This is a genomic window from [Clostridium] aminophilum, assembly GCF_900101295.1.
In the GTDB taxonomy this organism is placed as follows: Bacteria; Bacillota; Clostridia; order Lachnospirales; family Lachnospiraceae; genus Clostridium_R; species Clostridium_R aminophilum_A.
The window spans coordinates 1-16,485 of sequence record NZ_FOIL01000055.1; the positions used below are offsets into that span (position 1 = coordinate 1).

Consider the following 16,485-nt stretch of genomic DNA (forward strand, 5'->3'; position numbering starts at 1 on the left):
TCTTCTTTTCTGCAGTTCTTCTTTTCTGCAGTTCTTCTTTTCCGCAATTTTTCTTTTCCGCAGTCTTTCTTTTCCGGATCATGATCTTCTGCGGACTATGCTCCTGTTTTTATCCATTTCTTCCTGTGCTCTGCACATTCAGGCTTTCAGGCAATAAACCGCATATTCCTGAAAAAGTTCAAATCCGTGGCTCTGCGCCATACGCATCGAGGGTGTATTCTTGGCGTCCCAGTGCACGGTGAGTTTCCTCTCTGCGCAGTCATTCAGCATTTCCGCTACACAACGGTCGGCCAGACCTCTTCTCCGGTGTGCCTCCGAGGTGGTGACATCCAGCTCCACATTTTCTCCGAGAGACAGATGACTGGACACCGAACAGACGATGTCTTTCCCGTGCCAGATCACAAATCCGGACCCGCGTCGGGAAAAATCCTCATAACTCTGATAGAACGATCCGTGCCGGTACGGCTTCCGTGCAAATGCCTCCTCGTCAAAGGGCCGAAGCCGGTATTCGGACGGAAGCGGAGATACCTCCTTCACCGATTTACCGCGCAGAGGCTTCATCAGCCGTCGAAGGCAGACCGTTTCAAGATTCGGCTGCTTCCTCAGAAACCGGGCCCATTCTTCCGTCATGCATACAAGGGATTTCCCGCAAAACAGGTCGGGCCGGTCTTCAAAGAGCTCTGCGTCCGGCAGTCCGCAAAGATATGTAAAATATGCATGATAGATACTTCCTGTCCCATACTGCACACTGATTCCGTACTCTCCCGCTTTTCCTGCACGAAGAAACAATGTGTCCTTATGGAGAACGCCGCTGTCATCCCGATTCCATCGCTCAATCATATCCGCACCTCCAATATCTTTCGGTGTTTCATACCTTCTTGTCTCTATCTTACTCTATGCTGTATTTCAGTGCGAGAAAAAAGGGGATCCGATTAGAACAAAATCCGACGCTGGTCACCGCAAGATGGCATCTTACACTCAACGGCGTGCGCATCCCTGATTCCACCCGTTCTCAGACATGGATGATCAGGTTATTCATCCCGTAAAGTCCCGTATAGTGGATGTCTCTTGACAGTTTCATCATCATCCGGATCGCAAATCCGTTCTCCAGCGCAAATGCAATCGCGATGCGTGAAATGCCGTTCACATCCTCCATGGAATCAACGGAGAAGCAGAGTTCCTGCTCCGGCGCAGCGCCGAAGTGTTCCGGAAGCAGCATTTTCTCCCGGATAGTCTTCCCCGGCTGTCGCCGGATACAAACCCAGGCTGCCATGACAACCAGAAGATTGATCAGCGGTTTTGCCATCCATGCACCGTGGGATCCGACCGTGAGAAGCATGAACAGAGTCACCGGAACGGGGATGAGGAAGTCGAGGATTACGCCGTAAAATTTCACGTGTGTTTTTCTCTATGAAATGTAATTTTTTAAGGTTTTCAGGTATTTTTTCTGTTCTTCCGTAATCCTTCTACTTTCCACGCACTTCTGAATTGCCTTGTTATGAGTCCAGTCATCCAGCCTTTTCTTCTCAAGAAAGGGCAGTACGCTCTCATATTGTTTTGCAAGGGCTGTTGCAAAATACCAGGCGATCATCATGTTGACGTAGTACTCTTCTGATCGGATTCCGGCAACCATCTCCGGATATTGCGGATCATAGTCTTCATCCAGAAAATGCTCCATCAGCATTCCCACTCCGAATCTTATGGTATACGGCTTATCCGATGCGATCCACTCTTTTATATGCGCAAGAAGCACCGCTCTGTGCTTCTTAAACATCTTCGGAGACATCTGATCACAGGTAGCCCAGTTATCTACATAGGGGAGAAACTTCTCCAGTTCCTCCAGGCATTCATTCAGATCTTTTATCCCGGAGATAATAAAAGCATGCATCTGGTTTTCTTCAAAATACTTATGAGGCAGCTCCTTAAGAAATTCCTTATAATCTCCGGTCTTCAAACTATCTTTTGCCATATTCCTAAGCTCCGGAGTCCTCACCCCGACGATTGATTCGGGATTTAAGTTCGGAATGATCTTTATCTGCATATCGCGATACTTCATATCCTGAAGGTCGTACAATTTCTGATGCAAATCCGTTTTCTTCATGTTCTGTCATCTCCGTATTCTCTAAGACATTTTTTTTCTCTTCGATTTTATCATAAATCTTACTGCGGCATTCCTCTTTTGCTGTTCTTCTATTACATTCTCCGTTTATTCCAAGAACCAATCTCAATCAGATTTCCTTCCGGATCAGCAATATAGCAGGTTCTCTGGTCTCGCCTCCCGGCTCGGTCGGTGCTTCTCGCTTCGCGAGAGGTGTCCACTGGACACCCGCACCCCCATGGTTCAAGTTCCGGCTCTAAAACTGGAATTGCCCCGTTTTCTACCGCATTTTTGAATGCTGCATCAACCTCATAACATCAAGCCTCCTTTTCCATCATGCACTCTTCAAGCGTCAATACTTCACAGCCTTTATCAGCATAATACGCAAACATTTCATCAAGCTTTTTTAGATCATAACTCGTTACACAATCAGATATCACATGCACATTGTATCCTGCCTTTGCCAGGTTGTAGCTTGTTGATTTGACACAACCCGTTGCATCTGCACCGATGATGTAAAACTCGTCCATGTCATTTTTCTCAATAAACCCGGCAAATGTCTCACTTGTCAGAGCACTGGCTTTGCATTTTTCAAAAATGTTTTCTGACACGACTTTAAGCTCAGGAACCAATTCAGAGCCTTTGGTATCCGGCTTAAAGGTTCTTGTCTTTTCAGACAGATTGTAGTGCTTGATATAGATAACATGTATTTCATTTACCACTGCCCAATCGATTGCCTTGTTTACCTGTCCTATGATCTTTTGGTAATTCTTCGTAATGTCATTCTGAAGGTCTATCACGACCAACGCTTTGTTTTTCATTCCCGTTCTCCTTCATATTTTTTTGCTATTTCAGAGGTAATCTGATAGAGCTTTTCCCTGATCCGCTCCGGTTCCAGGACAGTCACCTTATCTCTGCATGAAAGCATCCAGGAAAGCAATCCCTCATCATCCGCATACTCATGTTCAAACAACAGGCTTCCGTCACCTTGTTCCATGAAGGAATCCACGCCATACTCTTCCACAAGCTGCCATTTCATCGAAGGATCAAACAATGCTTTCACCCGGTCTTTCGCAGGAAATACTTTCTCGCTTGACAGATCCGGCAGCGGAACCTCACGATTTCCTTCAAAGGAGGCTATATGCGTAATACTATCCATGCGATTCAGCTTAAATAGTCTGAAATCGTTTCTCATAAGACAGTAGCCATAAACATACCAGCTTGTCCATTTGAAAATCAGATAATAAGGCTCTATCTCCCTTTCCGTATCCCCGCCTGGAGAATAATACTTAAACCTGATGGTCTTCCTTAACCCGATTGCATCCTGTATGGTCTCTATCTTCGGAGCAAGCGATTCCCGATACCATGATGACAGATCAATCAGAATGGAATCCCTGCCGGTGATAAACTCAGAGGATCCCGCCTGGATTTTCTCCATAAGCTGCCCATAATAACTGCTTCCGCTCACGCTGTCCAAACTCCGAAGCCCAGCAAGGATCATCTGCATATCCTTTGATGTCAGGATTGTCCTGTCCATCCGGTAACCGTCCATAATGCTGATACCGCCGCCGGTTCCCTGCGCTGTTCGTATGGGAATCCCCGCCTTGCACAGATCCTCAATATCCCGGTTGATTGTCCTTCTCGATACCTCAAACCGTTCCGCCAGCTCCGGTGCCGTGGTTTTTTCTTCCTGCAGCAGCACGGACAGTATTCCGATCAGCCTGTCTATCTTCATTTCTCTCACGCTCCGTATGTATCATAGCGAATCTAACACGCCAACTGTATGTCATGTTTATTATAGCAATGAAACTTTTTTTCGCCAACAATCTCGCCGCAAGCTGCTCGATGTCGCGTTGGCCGTCAAATGTGCGTGCAAGCACGCCCGCATGACGGCTTTATCGCGCAAAAAACCGCCGACAGACTTAAAAAATCCATCAGCGGTCTCTTATAACTGCTTCAGTAGCAAAACCTGTCCCCGATATTCTTCCAGGATGCCATATCCAATCTCAGGATTACGGCCTGCCTCTATGCCCTTAAAACAGAGATCTCCGATATGTGTTCCGTCCGATTTCTCGATCATCCACATCGCATACCAGTCCCACTCTCCGGGATGAGCAAGGCAGCATTCCAGCATCTCACAATATGCTTTCTGTCACATCCGTGATACGATTCGTGTCATGCCCAGGAATATAGTGTTTTCATGTGTTTTTCACCGGCTTCAAGAATATCTTATCACTGATCTGCAGCAATACAAAGGCCAATACACACGCCAAAATGTGGCTTACAAGAAAAGCAAACCATATTCCCGACAGTCCGAATATATGCTTTAGCATCAAAGCTGGCAGCACCCTGAATATAATGTAATACGCAATAAGCAACAGCATAGCCTTCTCCGGTCTTCCAATTCCAGTAATATATCCCTGAATACAGCTTGTAAGCATATATAATACGTATCCGATGCTGACAATATGGAAGAACTCTGCAACGATAACGCCAACCTCTGCTCCCTGGCCGAAGCATCCGCTAAGTATGGGACTTGTGCAGATGACAAGGGCGCTTACCAAGCCAATCAGAACTCCCCCGGTAAGCATGGCTTTTTTACAATAATCACCGGCCCGGTCTATACGACCTGCGCCCTTACATTGACCGACTATAGAGGTAACAGCCATTGACATGGCATTGGTGGGCATAAACATAATAAGTTCAAGATTCCTTACCACTCCATATCCGGCAAGGGCTGTCAGTCCGAAGGGATTAACAAATGTAATCATAACCGCGGAACTTAATGCCGGCATAATAGACTGTATGGAAGTCGGAACACATAGCCTGCCCATGGTTTTTACATCCTCCCATGTCATTGCCTTAAAATCAAATGAGAACCATTTCTTTTTGTAATGATAAGCAAACGCGTATGCAAGGCAAACAAACTCCGATATCACTGTTGCTATGGCCACCCCATTGAATCCCCACCAGTTAATCATTATGGGATCAAGGATAGCATTAACTATCACCGTCATAAGCATTCCTTTCATCTGGAAAACCGAGTCTCCAAAGGCCCTGAATATGGATGTAAACTGCATATATAAAAAGAGCGCAACATTTCCAATAAGATAGAGCCTCAGATAAGAGACCGCTTCAGTAAGTACCTCTGCAGGCGTACCCATTGCTGTCAGAAGATACTCGGATGCAAGTTCTCCCACAAGGCATATCGCTCCGGAAAAAACCAGAGAAACTATCATAACAACGGCGGCTGCTCTTTTTACTCCCACTGTGTTCTTTGCTCCGACACGTTGGGCAATCATAACCGATACTCCGTTACCAACACCCATTGATAAGGAATTCATAATAAGGACAATAGCTGTACTTGCCGTAAGTGCAGACATACCTGCCTCCCCCAGGAGATTTCCTACCCACAGGCTGTCAACCATGCTGTATGCCATGGTAAGTGTCATGGCAAGCATAAGGGGTATAAAGAGCTTCATTAACGCTCTTGTTGTGTTTTCGTTTATAAAATCCACTTTACTTTTCATAAGTCTCTTCTACCTTCTTTACAAATTCTACTGCTGCCTTAAGCTCATCCTCATTGGGATTGGACTTATTCATTCCTCCGATTAACTTTAATGGTCCATATGTGTTAAAACCACGACATCCGTATGATCCAAGGCACTTGGCTCCCCGCTTTTCCACGACCTTCTTAATCTTAGCGGCAAAATCCTTATCGTTCTTTGCACAGGTATAGATAAAGAAAGTCCCCTTCCCCGCTGGAATCTGTTCTGCCACACGGCTTACCGAATCGTAAAACTTGGAATATGCTATCCCCGATGCAAAGCCCACCAGGTCATAATCCTCCCAGTTGAAATTCGAATCGACTCTTCCGGCCTCAATTAGTTCCGCCCGGCATTCTGCTGCCACGCGATCACATACCTTCTTTGTGTTTCCATGATGTTTGGATTCGTAGATAATGACTGTTTTCATATTGTTCTCCCTTTCTCTGAATGAATTTCATTCATTTTTATTTTTTATTTTTACCCCTGAAACAATGTATCAGGGGTTTGTCTTACAAATTCAGTATTTCAATTAATATATCCTGTATTCTTTTACCGCAATCCTTTTCGCTGCCATGCTCAAGCAACATTCCCAGCTGTCCGTATACAAAGAAATAGGATAGCGCATCGATATCCGATATGTTTATTTCACCGGCATCCCGGGCTTTCTCCAGCTCCTTCTTAATATGAGGTACCAGCTTAGCTGCTGTCTTTATCATAAGCTGATCATGCATCTTCTGACTTCCCTCACTATGGAAGAGACTATATAAAAGCTCGTTATCCTTCTCAGGCTCACGGTACTCTTTCAGACTTCCAGAAAATGACCGGATTTTCTCTTTCAAAGTTTTGCCCTTGCTGTCAAATCTCTTCAAGTTAGCTCTCACGATAATATCCGCATACTCTTCAACTGCTGCATCATATATCTCTTCTTTTGATGCGTAGTATCTGTAGCAAAGTCCCTGAGAGATTCCCAGTTCCCTTGCTATATCGGAAATCGTGGTCTTATCATATCCTTTTTGGGCAAATACCAAAAGAGCTCCCGATAGAATCTCCTGCTTTCTGGTGTCCGGGTCTTTTACGGTTCTCATGTACATCCTTCCTTACTGTGTTGCACTTTCTGCATATTAACACAGAAGTTTCAGGATGTCAATGAATTATATTCATTCATTTTGTCTGAGTTAAGTATTGTTCGCAATACGCATTTGCCTTTCAGAAATGAATAATTCTTTTCTTTCGTGCCTACGCCTTCCTTGCCAATAATCGCTATTATAGGCAAGTCAATAATTTCGTATTTAACCATTTGTCTTAGTCATATATCCTACAGTAATTCAAACTGTAATCTCTATCTGATTTCCCTCTACGCCGATAATACAGCTTTCATAATATCCGTCACCTGTTGTTCGAGGACCATTAATCACTTCATATCCATCTTCTCGAAATACTCTTGTCAGACGGTCAACCTCTTCAGCACTTCCAACCGAAAATGCTATATGAATATACCCTGTGCGATTGACTATCTTTGCTGAATCTTCCATAGAGGGCTTATTCATGATCTCAAGTCTTGCCCCGTCATCAAAAGTGATAAAGTATGATCTGAATCCTGTTAATTCATTATGATATCCATCATTTGACACCCCACCAAGATACTTTACGAAGAAATCTCGGGTTCCTTCCAAATCATTCACATACATAGCAATATGCTCTATCTTCATCTGTCCCCACCTCTTCTGCTGAACACAGCCATTTATAATACAATTCCAGCTGTACATCAAATGGCTCCGTAATCTATCATATCCCCATATAGATTATTTACTATTGCCGACGCTTCTTCTCTGCACTTATCAAGACTCCATTCTTCCACAAATGAAACAGGCAGAAGCATCCAATTCCCATCCACATTTCTTAGGCACTCTGTGACAACCTGATGCCTGATAAAGTTATCCAATGAATGGGTATTAAATTATCTTCAGTCAGTCTCTCTACTCTTATTTCCATACCGTTTTTATATTCATCAATAAATCCGCTCTACTTTATTCAAACTCTCTACAATTATTTCCGGTTCCGTTAAATGAATATAATGAGTGCTTTTCTTAGCCTGGATCCATATTGCTTTTTCCGAATATCCTAAATATACTTTCATGATCTCCTGCCATAATTGTTCGATCCTAACAGCAAAAGGCCGGCTATTTCTGCCAAATTCCATATTTTCCTTAATTGCTTCCTCTGATGAATGAGTTACGAGAATGATCGGAATATCCGGATAATTATCCTTTGATACCATATTACTTAAAACCGCATCATCGTGTGCTAACCTATATTCTTCCCTGCATGTACGCAGATGTGTAATATTTACAAGTGAATTCAGGATATCCTCTTTTTGCTCCTCGGAAAAACTGGCGTAATAAAAAGGCGGTGCTTGACACATTGCTTTCTTTACAAGGCCCTTCATCCCAAACTTAGTAAGTGTTTCTAAAACATTAAAGTTTTTGCTCTTATCTGCTCCGGATTTCTTTAACTCCTTAGCAGTTAATTCCTTCTTAAATCTATTATCCTCTATAGATAATGGGTCCAAAAGAATAAGGCCCTTTACTATCTCCGGATAGATACCGCAGAATTCGGCGGCATACAGTCCCCCCTGCGAATGTCCTATTACCACCAATTTTTCATAATGCGGAATTTCATCCAGGAGATTCATTAATTCTTTAGCAATATTCATAGGCGTTCTTGCTTTATCACTCTTGTCACTGTGATTGATACCGGCCCTTTCATAGACAAGCACACCATGATCCTCACTGAGCTTTCTTGCAAGCGATTCCCATTCAGCTATACATGCCCCAAGTCCCATTTCTATTACAATATCTACAGTTTTATTTCCAAAGATCTTATAGTTATTCATTAAATATCCTCTTTTTTGTTTACCTCCCAAAAACCACTTTATATGTGGGGATGCACATTGCCTGAACATACAGTACCCCTAAATACCTCTCAACCTCCTTGAACCTGTAGTTTTACTGTCATTTCCTGTTCAAATCTGTCCTATCCAAACAGCATATCTGCTGCCTTCTCCAGTTCTCTTCTTTCCTGCGTATCATCGTATCTGCTTTCTTTGTCATCAATGCCCTTTACCGGATCAATCGAAAACAGGCCATCACGATTGCAGTAAAAGAAGATTCTTCTGACTCCCCTTATCTTAAATCTTGCTTCAGCGTTCCCTTCCGGATAGAGCGTGCGCATCTGCATATCATCGGATGAAGCCGCCGCCACAAAAGAAATATAATGATCCTTTGTCATGCTGTGGTCGATCCGCACATAATACTCATCCTCAACACGCTCGATGAATATCATATGATGCTCATCTGTCTGTTCCGCCTCTAAAGGCATAAGCTGGATGCCGTGACAATGAATCGCCGCTTCGCCCATGCTGTGTATTACATTCCCACAGACCGGGCAGACATAAAACTTTGACCGCAGCATATTTGCCGATACGTTCGCATTATGAATGGTATTGCCGGATATCAGCTCCGTCACCGAAATGCTGAATGCCTCCGCAATAGGCTCCAGCAGGGTAATATCTGGAAGCCCTCTCGAAGTTTCCCATTTTGAAACACTTTTATCGCTTACTCCCAGCTTTTCCGCCAGCTGAAGCTGTGTCATCCTGTTCTTTTCCCGCAGTTCCTTAATCACTGCGCCTGTAACATATTGGTTCATATTCGTTTTCACCTCCATGCACAGATTGTAAATCCGTTTTTCTGATAACGGTACCTACGGAAAGTAGAGTCAAACGGAATGTCTTTCGGTTTTGCTTATTATCAGCCCGACAAATTTGAATTTGCTATCGTAACTGCTTGATTTCATTTTGTAGATTTGCAAGAAACCTACCTGCATGGGCACCATCCATCTGTGTATGATGGAATTGAAATGATATCAGCAGATAATATCGAAACAGCTTTTTTCTGTACCTTCCCCATATCATGAAGGGATTATTGAAAATACCGCTGTTCATACCGACCGCACCGTCGATTTCCGTATCGATGATCGCCGATGTACCAATGACCATGTTTTCTTCCGATAAGTCTCTATCGGTACTGCTTTCGGCAACCTGAGCGGTGTATTTCAGATATTCCTGATTAAATGCACTCAGATCTGCTGACTGACTGATATCACAGGAACTTACTTCATTGTTTTTGTTTTTAACGATCGTATTAACGGCAAGCGCATCGTACTGGATCAGTTTGTCCCCGACAGGAAGAATATAAAACTCTTTTATCGGTGCAGCCGCCATGCCTATGCAGTAATCCAGCAGCATATTAAATTTCAAATGCTTCTTTTTACTGCATCTCACGAGATTCGTAACATCCATGGTCTTAAATACAGTGACCATTGGATTGGGTGCTTTCATCCATAATTCATAGGCCGTAGCCCTCGTTGTATCCTGTGGTTTTATTTCTTTTGCCATTTTGTCCTCACAAACGAATATTTGCTTCACTCCTTGTGCTTGTAAAAAGCTCATACCGTTTTCCGGGATAAAACTTCTCTTTCATTGTGAATCCTCCTTGCGGTAAAGCTCTCTTTACTACGATTAAATCCGTTTGATCAATCCTCTCTCATGTATACCTTACAAAAATGCCGTAAATGTTTTTCGATGTATTCCATACATTCTTCCTCATATTGCGGCTGCCTGTCCGACCTTGCAATCTGCAGAACAGCAGGCGCGGTAAGTTCTACCGCAAGCAGTTCCGGATCATCATTTTTGACGATACCCTCATCCATCATACCTTTGATGATCTTTGCAAACATCCTCTGTATTCCGTCCAGCTGATGCCTGGTCGTAACCTCGGAAATCCTTTCATTTCTGAACTGTTCCTGAACAAGAAGCATCCGCGTTTTACGGATTACGGGATCCCGCATCGTAAATGAGATTCTTTCCATCGTCACCTTTATAAACTCTTCCCGGCTCTGAGGCAGTTTCCCGATATGCTTCTCCGATCCGAAGTACTCCTCATAACGTTCCTCAGCCGCATCTATCAGGGCATTTAGAATTTCTTCCTTCCCCTTATAGTGCTTATAGAGGGAAGGTCCCTTGATGCCGACACGTTCAGCAATCAGATCTACGCCGGTTCCGTCATATCCGTTCTCAGCAAACAGCGTTAATGCTTCATCCAGTATTCTTTGCTTTGTTGACATGATATTCTCCCAATCTCCGCTAACGAAAGTTAGCCTTATTGTAGCTATAAATCGTTAGCTTATCAAGTTTTTTCTCCGGAAACGCAATAAAAGAGCCGATTGCTCGACTCTTCATAAGAGAATTCGTACTTTTGGGATAGAACATAGATATCATAAAAATCCTTATATCTGCTGTTCAGATAACCGTTATGTATGATGGCTTCCAGTTTCTCCGCGATGGATGATTCCAGAGAGTAGGCGTTTACTCTCGGCGGATCCATATCAAGTATGACAGGGAAGTCCATTTTCACTGCATCAGGATAGATCACATCCCCAAATCCGATATCTATGCCGACCGGAATCTTTGTCCGATCAAGATATCCAACAGCTGAGATGTGAAGACCGTGATATTCCTTAAACTCTGTTATGTCCTCCACAGTTATGGAGTCCGTGTCAAATACAAGTGCATCATCAATATCAAGAGAGAGAATTTCCCGGAATACGTTCTTCATTTCCTCCCCGCTATTGGATATACGCCTTGCAAGCAAATCCACATCTGTAGTTGCCCGTTCATACCTGCGATCAAATACCGCATACAAGAAGATTCCGCCCTTCAAAACAAATTGTTCCGCATATTTGGACACGGAAATGCGGTAGATTGTCCTTTCCAGCCCATAATATGTAAGAGCTTCCTGAAAAGTGCAGCCGTCTTTTACTGCGAAGTTCTTAAGCCTCGCTTTTACTGAATCAGCATTCATTACACAAGTACCTCCAGATACGTTCTTACGATTTTCTCACAGCGCAGGCGTTTGGCATAGGCATAAAGTCTGTCAATCTGCCTGTCCCTGCGCTTCAGATAATTCCTAAGCACCTCAGATGTTTCCTCAATCCCGATCTTGTTCCTGTAGTAAATGATATCGACCACGGTTTTCTCGATATCGAAGATGTGGAAGCAGTTATCGCCATCCCTGACTTCAGTTACTCCGAGATCCATCCGGGATGCATCAAAATAAAAAATCCTGATCTCCGGCCATTCTGGCAGTGTATTAACCTTTTTCTTCCTTTCAATAGCAACATCCACGGCATCAGGCAGAAAATTGGTAAGTTCGTAATACCGTGCTGCACTCATCAGGCATATAACACCATTCGGTACAAAAGCTTCTGCGCTGAAGAAGTCGTTTTCATCGCCCTTATAGGTTAGGTTCTCATAAGTGCTTCGATTTACCCGTGACAGTATGCCCTGCTCTTCAAGCTTGCCAATCTTGTAATATGAATAACCCATATCTTTTAGTTCAGCGGTTGTGATAAACTTCTTATTTACAGCGATTGCGTTCACATGAATCACCTCCGCCTATACTATACACTATTCAAAGGAATATTTTAACTAATTTCGGCAGTTATCTTTTTTAGCCGATTTTAATTAAAATTCATCCATATCATCCTGGCTTGCCAGCTGTGCATCAATCACCTTCTGTCCGCCCGAATTTTGACTTTCTCGTCCCCGTACTAATTAAGAGAACTGCAGAAAAGAACTGTATTACATTGCCCCAAAACTTTTTGATATAATAAATTATCTTTGAAGATATGTGGAGGATCAGACAACTATGCTTGTTAGTATGACGGATAGTAATCAGCTCAGGATATCAGGAAGGATCGATGCCGGCAATGCCGCGGAGCTTGAAAAACAGATGCTTGAAGAATGCCTGCCTGAGATGACCGCGCAGTGCGCGGACAAAGAGATAACGATAGATGCCTCAGGGCTTGAGTATATCTCATCTGCCGGCCTCAGGGTTCTTCTCAAATTCAAAAAGACGGCTGACAGGCCGGTGATCATAAATAATGTCAGCAGCGAAATATTTGATATTTTTGATGTGACCGGATTTGCCAGTATATTTGATGTACGCAAAAAGATGCGTGAGGTCGACGCAAGCGGATGCGAGATCATTGGCAGAGGAGGCAACGGTACGGTCTACAAGCTTGACGATGAGACCATACTTAAAGAATACCATGGGAATACAAGTCTTGAGGATATCTGCAAAGAAAAAGAATATGCCAAAACTTGCTTTGTCAATGGAATTTCAACAGCCATCTCCTATGATATCGTCAGGTGCGGAGAAAACTACGGAATCGTTTTCGAGATGATAAAGGCTGATACCGTTGCGGGAACCATCAGGAAGCATCCCGAGATGCTTGACGATCTGGCAGCAAAGATGGGAAGGCTCTTTAAGCAGATGCATGAAACGGAACTTCCGAACGGAGCGCTTCCGGATACTGCGGCGTTTTTAAAAGAGAAAATACGGCAGATGGGAAAGTACTATACACCCGCTGAACAGGAGCTGCTTTATAAACTTCTTGAGACTGCGGGAGAGAAAAAAGGAATAGTCCATGGGGATTTTCATACACAAAATGTCATGCTGCAGGATGGAGAGGTCGTCCTCATAGACATGGCAGACGTAAGCCTGGGCGCACCCCTGATCGATCTTGGTATCTCCTATTTTCTCTTTGTCGATGGAGCCAAAAGCAGACCCTGGGATGTTGAACGGTTCTTAGGAATAAGCCCTGAGCAGGCTCTGAGGATCTGGGATATAATGCTCAGAACATATTATGAAACAGATGATGAAGCTGTATTAAAAGAAAAGGAAGAACAGATCAGGCTGTTTTCCCTGTTCAAGGTCGCGCTCAACCCTGCGATCTGGCCCAATGCATCTGCCCAGGCGGTCGAAGCGTTTGTCAATACGGCGAGAGATCGTCTGTTTCCCCTGCTTGAAAAAAAATACTGATCCGGATCCTTATTTCAATTTGCTCTGGCTGCCGACAGAAACGCTTCGCTTATGACGGCATAGATAATATATGTGATGAGCGTTCCGAAGCATACATCGGATAAAAAGTGATTGGTCATGTGGATGCGGTTATAGGCATAGATCAGCACGAAGATGCAGGCTGCGAAAAAGCATATGTGATTCCTTCTGCTGCTCTTTCCTCTCGCTACATCAGAAAGCATGGGAAGCGAAAACATCATGCTGGCGATGGTCATGTTGCCGCTCGGCCACGATTTGAAGCTGTCATCGCTGCCTGCGAGGTTGGGGACCATCTGCCACCAGCTGCGGAACTGGCTAATCGGATCGTCCAAAGTGATCAGGTATTTATAACGGGGGCGCGAAGCGAGCTGCTTGAGCCAGGCGTTCACATTGTCTGCCGTTATTCCGGCGATAAGGATCGCTGCTCCGACGGCAATGAGTCTGTCGGGGTCGCTGTCGTCGAGCAGGCGTATCATCACAAACGGGACCCATAAATAAAGTACCGCCCAGAAAAGCCAGCTTAAGACTGACAGCATCGGAGAAGCCTCCCCGGGAACGTAGCCGAACAGTGCGCGGACGCTTTTGCCGTTATAGCTGTTGGAATAATACACAGCCATAAACAGGCTCAAAAAAAGCAAAGTATATGCCAGTGCGCGGTAACGATCCCCCTTTTTCTTGAGGCCCACAAATAAGCATGATCCTGCCGCAGGGTACAGGCAGTAGGAAAAGTATGATCCATATGTGGCGAAGAATGCGCCGAGTTCAGTCTTATTGGCAAGCATCTCGTTGATCCTGAAGTCATAAAACGAACCGATGATTATTCCAAGCAGACAGGTAGCCATGACGCCCAAAAAACAGGCGGCGGGCACCGCCATGATAGTTTTCCTTTTCATATTTTTGTCCTCCAGGCTCAAGCAGACAAGCTTGCTTGTCTATTTGAGCCGTCAATCAAAGTTTGAAAGTTTACTTTCAAACTTTCCCCATTCTTTGAACTGATTTATACCGGAAAGGTGTTAGAATTCTTCCCTTCGTTCTTGATGCGATAGTAATCTGCCATCTCCACATCAAGCGTAATATAGGACTCTTTCTTCTTGCTTTAGGTGTTGCTCAAGAGACATACCGTCTCGATATTCGCGGTCGACGGGAACATATCTACGCAGCAGGTCTTCTTCACGCGGTAGCCTGCCTTCTGAAGAATCTCAAGATCACGCGCAAGGCTTGTGGGCTTACAGGACACATAAACCATACGTTTTACGCCGAAGCCGATGATCTTATGGATCGCCTTCGGGTGAATGCCCTCTCTCGGCGGATCGAGAATGATGAGATCCGGCTTCTCGGTCAGCTCATCCACCACCTTCAGCACGTCTCCGGCGATAAAGTCACAGTTGGTCAGTCCGTTTAATCCGGCATTGATCTTTGCCGCTTCCACCGCCTCTTCCACGATCTCCACACCGGTCACATGCTCTGCCACCGGTGCAAGGATCTGGGCAATGGTGCCGGTGCCGCTGTAGAGATCAAAAATGGTCTTCGGAGCCACCTCTCCACCGTCCAGCGCGAACTCACGGACTTTTCCGTAGAGAACCTCCGCGCCTCTGGAATTGGTCTGGAAGAAAGAGAACGGAGAAATCTTGAAATGAAGTCCGAGGAGTTCTTCGGTGATATAGTCCTCACCGAACAGAACCGTCGTCCCCTCATCTTTCACCACATCTGCCGCTGAATCATTACAGGTGTGCAGGATTCCGCGAAGATCCGCGGAAAGATCCAGTCCCCGGAGTTCTTTCACATACTCATCCAGAAGCGCCTTTTCTTCCTCTTTGGCCATATTGGTCGATGTCACAAGATCCACCAGAAGCTGTGAAGTATTGGCAGTTCTTCTCACCAAAAGATGGCGGAGATAGCCGGTATGCTGCACTTTCTGATAGAATGGAATCTGTCTCTTCTCAAAGAATTCCTTGGTTGCGCGAAGTACCTTCCGAAAATCACCGTTGACGATACAGCACTGGTCTGTGGTGATAATGTCATAGAATCCGCCTCTTCTGTGATGGCCGAGGGCGAAAGGACCGTCCTTGCACTCGTCACCAAAGGTGTATTCCATCTTGTTGCGGTATTCGTGCTCATCCGGACTGGCATAAATTCCTTCAAAATGCAGTTCCGGACATACCGGCTCCAGCAAATGCAGAACCTGCTCTTTCTTGATCTCAAGCTGCTTTTCTTCCGGAACAGTCTGATAGACACAGCCGCCGCAGATGCCGAAATGCGGGCAGCGGACATCCGATGTCTCCAGATCGGACGGCTTCAGGACTTCATGGAGAAGACCTTCCATTTTTCCGCCGGAGCGGCGTTTCGTAAAACGAAAGCGCACGGTCTGTCCCGGGATCACATTTTTCACCCATACATATGCGGTATCTCCGCTCTCCGGAGTCCGTTCTTCTTCCGGAATGGTCACACGGACATATCCGCGGTTCGGAAACTCCACTTTCTCTACATATCCGTCATAGATATTTCCTTTTTTCATCGGTTTCATCCTTCCTGGTATTTTTCGCTGACTTCTTATCCGATATTTTTAAAACAGCCCGTTCACTGCATTCTTTTCAGAATTTACATGGAACCTGCGGACCGGTCTTTCCCAAATCCCCTTGTCCATTTTTCATCCTTTTGTTCAGGGCTGTACCTGTCGTTCTGCGGACTCTAACCATTCTATCAGAAATCCCTCTTTTCGCAAGAACGATCGAACCGGAATAAGCCCATGGGATGTTTTTTGCCATGGAATTTCCGGCGATATATCCTGAATCGAGTAGGAGGCGGTGACTAACCGCCGTCCTCTCACAGCACCGTACGTACCGTTCGGTATACGGCGCTTTCAATAGTTGACGTGCACAGA

The 16,485-nt window shown here is 44.8% G+C and carries 20 protein-coding genes and 1 pseudogene; 1 reads left to right on the forward strand and 20 read right to left on the reverse strand.

Annotation, left to right across the window (positions count from 1 at the left end):
- Positions 1–138: 138 nt before the first annotated feature.
- From BMW41_RS11830 to BMW41_RS11910, 18 genes and pseudogenes are all read right to left on the reverse strand, one after another.
- Complete coding sequence (locus BMW41_RS11830; RefSeq protein ID WP_074650261.1) at positions 139–840, reverse strand: GNAT family N-acetyltransferase; 702 nt, start codon at positions 838–840, stop codon at positions 139–141.
- A 172-nt stretch (positions 841–1,012) separates the two neighbouring features.
- Complete coding sequence (locus BMW41_RS11835) at positions 1,013–1,396, reverse strand: hypothetical protein (protein ID WP_074650262.1); 384 nt, start codon at positions 1,394–1,396, stop codon at positions 1,013–1,015.
- Between the two features lie 12 nt (positions 1,397–1,408).
- Entirely contained in the window at positions 1,409–2,056 is a 648-nt protein-coding gene (locus tag BMW41_RS11840) for a DNA alkylation repair protein (protein ID WP_242870348.1), read from the reverse strand.
- Complete coding sequence (locus BMW41_RS15055) at positions 1,974–2,228, reverse strand: hypothetical protein (protein WP_242870349.1); 255 nt, start codon at positions 2,226–2,228, stop codon at positions 1,974–1,976. Before BMW41_RS15055 ends, BMW41_RS11840 begins: the two co-directional genes overlap by 83 nt.
- Positions 2,194–2,409, reverse strand: a pseudogene (locus tag BMW41_RS15360) (hypothetical protein); the annotation flags it as partial. The gene BMW41_RS15055 and the pseudogene BMW41_RS15360, both read right to left, overlap by 35 nt.
- A gap of 6 nt (positions 2,410–2,415) precedes the next feature.
- The gene (locus BMW41_RS11850; RefSeq protein ID WP_074650264.1) at positions 2,416–2,919 is read right to left on the reverse strand and encodes a cysteine hydrolase family protein; all 504 of its coding nucleotides are present in this window, start codon (positions 2,917–2,919) and stop codon (positions 2,416–2,418) included.
- On the reverse strand, positions 2,916–3,833 hold the full coding sequence (locus BMW41_RS11855) for a helix-turn-helix transcriptional regulator (protein WP_074650265.1): 918 nt from the start codon (positions 3,831–3,833) through the stop codon (positions 2,916–2,918). Before BMW41_RS11855 ends, BMW41_RS11850 begins: the two co-directional genes overlap by 4 nt.
- 210 nt (positions 3,834–4,043) lie before the next feature.
- Positions 4,044–4,232, reverse strand: coding sequence for a GNAT family N-acetyltransferase (locus BMW41_RS14650; protein WP_074650266.1), 189 nt, complete (start codon positions 4,230–4,232; stop codon positions 4,044–4,046).
- Between the two features lie 64 nt (positions 4,233–4,296).
- Positions 4,297–5,628, reverse strand: a complete 1,332-nt coding sequence (locus tag BMW41_RS11865) for an MATE family efflux transporter (protein ID WP_074650267.1) — start codon at positions 5,626–5,628, stop codon at positions 4,297–4,299.
- Positions 5,618–6,073, reverse strand: coding sequence for a flavodoxin domain-containing protein (locus BMW41_RS11870; protein WP_074650268.1), 456 nt, complete (start codon positions 6,071–6,073; stop codon positions 5,618–5,620). The genes BMW41_RS11865 and BMW41_RS11870 overlap by 11 nt, the downstream gene beginning before the upstream one ends.
- Before the next feature lie 82 nt (positions 6,074–6,155).
- Positions 6,156–6,731 carry a TetR/AcrR family transcriptional regulator gene (locus tag BMW41_RS11875; protein WP_074650269.1) on the reverse strand — a complete coding sequence of 192 codons (576 nt, stop codon included), beginning with the start codon at positions 6,729–6,731 and terminating at the stop codon, positions 6,156–6,158.
- Positions 6,732–6,971: 240 nt separating this feature from the next.
- On the reverse strand, positions 6,972–7,355 hold the full coding sequence (locus tag BMW41_RS11880; protein ID WP_074650270.1) for a VOC family protein: 384 nt from the start codon (positions 7,353–7,355) through the stop codon (positions 6,972–6,974).
- A 299-nt stretch (positions 7,356–7,654) separates the two neighbouring features.
- Entirely contained in the window at positions 7,655–8,539 is an 885-nt protein-coding gene (locus BMW41_RS11885) for an alpha/beta fold hydrolase (RefSeq protein ID WP_074650271.1), read from the reverse strand.
- A 140-nt stretch (positions 8,540–8,679) separates the two neighbouring features.
- Complete coding sequence (locus tag BMW41_RS11890; RefSeq protein WP_074650272.1) at positions 8,680–9,351, reverse strand: helix-turn-helix domain-containing protein; 672 nt, start codon at positions 9,349–9,351, stop codon at positions 8,680–8,682.
- 124 nt (positions 9,352–9,475) lie between these two features.
- Complete coding sequence (locus BMW41_RS11895; protein WP_074650277.1) at positions 9,476–10,099, reverse strand: CatA-like O-acetyltransferase, family 2; 624 nt, start codon at positions 10,097–10,099, stop codon at positions 9,476–9,478.
- A 137-nt stretch (positions 10,100–10,236) separates the two neighbouring features.
- Positions 10,237–10,827: a TetR/AcrR family transcriptional regulator gene (locus BMW41_RS11900; RefSeq protein ID WP_074650273.1), complete on the reverse strand. Its 591-nt coding sequence runs from the start codon at positions 10,825–10,827 to the stop codon at positions 10,237–10,239.
- Between the two features lie 62 nt (positions 10,828–10,889).
- Positions 10,890–11,564 carry a nucleotidyl transferase AbiEii/AbiGii toxin family protein gene (locus tag BMW41_RS11905; RefSeq protein ID WP_242870346.1) on the reverse strand — a complete coding sequence of 225 codons (675 nt, stop codon included), beginning with the start codon at positions 11,562–11,564 and terminating at the stop codon, positions 10,890–10,892.
- On the reverse strand, positions 11,564–12,142 hold the full coding sequence (locus BMW41_RS11910; protein ID WP_242870347.1) for a type IV toxin-antitoxin system AbiEi family antitoxin domain-containing protein: 579 nt from the start codon (positions 12,140–12,142) through the stop codon (positions 11,564–11,566). The genes BMW41_RS11905 and BMW41_RS11910 overlap by 1 nt, the downstream gene beginning before the upstream one ends.
- A gap of 268 nt (positions 12,143–12,410) precedes the next feature.
- On the opposite strand from BMW41_RS11910, the gene BMW41_RS11915 reads away from it, so the two are divergent.
- A complete protein-coding gene (locus BMW41_RS11915) occupies positions 12,411–13,586 on the forward strand; it encodes a phosphotransferase (RefSeq protein WP_074650274.1) in 1,176 nt (391 codons plus the stop codon).
- Positions 13,587–13,600: 14 nt separating this feature from the next.
- Here BMW41_RS11915 and BMW41_RS11920 read toward each other — a convergent pair whose 3' ends face one another.
- Both BMW41_RS11920 and rlmD read right to left on the reverse strand, forming a co-directional pair.
- Positions 13,601–14,497 (reverse strand): phosphatase PAP2 family protein, encoded by an 897-nt coding sequence (locus tag BMW41_RS11920; RefSeq protein ID WP_074650275.1) that lies wholly within the window; start codon positions 14,495–14,497, stop codon positions 13,601–13,603.
- Between the two features lie 203 nt (positions 14,498–14,700).
- On the reverse strand, positions 14,701–16,119 hold the full coding sequence (gene rlmD, locus BMW41_RS11925) for a 23S rRNA (uracil(1939)-C(5))-methyltransferase RlmD (protein ID WP_074650276.1): 1,419 nt from the start codon (positions 16,117–16,119) through the stop codon (positions 14,701–14,703).
- Positions 16,120–16,485 lie beyond the last annotated feature (366 nt).

Bases quoted from the DNA above. Each gene is read 5' to 3' on its own strand.
- BMW41_RS11830 (WP_074650261.1), bottom strand. From the start codon at position 840: ATGATTGAGCGATGGAATCGGGATGACAGCGGCGTTCTCCATAAGGAC.
- BMW41_RS11840 (WP_242870348.1), bottom strand. From the start codon at position 2,056: ATGAAGTATCGCGATATGCAGATAAAGATCATTCCGAACTTAAATCCC.
- BMW41_RS11850 (WP_074650264.1), bottom strand. From the start codon at position 2,919: ATGAAAAACAAAGCGTTGGTCGTGATAGACCTTCAGAATGACATTACG.
- BMW41_RS11855 (WP_074650265.1), bottom strand. From the start codon at position 3,833: ATGAAGATAGACAGGCTGATCGGAATACTGTCCGTGCTGCTGCAGGAA.
- BMW41_RS14650 (WP_074650266.1), bottom strand. From the start codon at position 4,232: ATGCTGGAATGCTGCCTTGCTCATCCCGGAGAGTGGGACTGGTATGCG.
- BMW41_RS11865 (WP_074650267.1), bottom strand. From the start codon at position 5,628: ATGAAAAGTAAAGTGGATTTTATAAACGAAAACACAACAAGAGCGTTA.
- BMW41_RS11870 (WP_074650268.1), bottom strand. From the start codon at position 6,073: ATGAAAACAGTCATTATCTACGAATCCAAACATCATGGAAACACAAAG.
- BMW41_RS11875 (WP_074650269.1), bottom strand. From the start codon at position 6,731: ATGAGAACCGTAAAAGACCCGGACACCAGAAAGCAGGAGATTCTATCG.
- BMW41_RS11880 (WP_074650270.1), bottom strand. From the start codon at position 7,355: ATGAAGATAGAGCATATTGCTATGTATGTGAATGATTTGGAAGGAACC.
- BMW41_RS11885 (WP_074650271.1), bottom strand. From the start codon at position 8,539: ATGAATAACTATAAGATCTTTGGAAATAAAACTGTAGATATTGTAATA.
- BMW41_RS11890 (WP_074650272.1), bottom strand. From the start codon at position 9,351: ATGAACCAATATGTTACAGGCGCAGTGATTAAGGAACTGCGGGAAAAG.
- BMW41_RS11895 (WP_074650277.1), bottom strand. From the start codon at position 10,099: ATGGCAAAAGAAATAAAACCACAGGATACAACGAGGGCTACGGCCTAT.
- BMW41_RS11900 (WP_074650273.1), bottom strand. From the start codon at position 10,827: ATGTCAACAAAGCAAAGAATACTGGATGAAGCATTAACGCTGTTTGCT.
- BMW41_RS11905 (WP_242870346.1), bottom strand. From the start codon at position 11,564: ATGAATGCTGATTCAGTAAAAGCGAGGCTTAAGAACTTCGCAGTAAAA.
- BMW41_RS11915 (WP_074650274.1), top strand. From the start codon at position 12,411: ATGCTTGTTAGTATGACGGATAGTAATCAGCTCAGGATATCAGGAAGG.
- BMW41_RS11920 (WP_074650275.1), bottom strand. From the start codon at position 14,497: ATGAAAAGGAAAACTATCATGGCGGTGCCCGCCGCCTGTTTTTTGGGC.
- rlmD (WP_074650276.1), bottom strand. From the start codon at position 16,119: ATGAAAAAAGGAAATATCTATGACGGATATGTAGAGAAAGTGGAGTTT.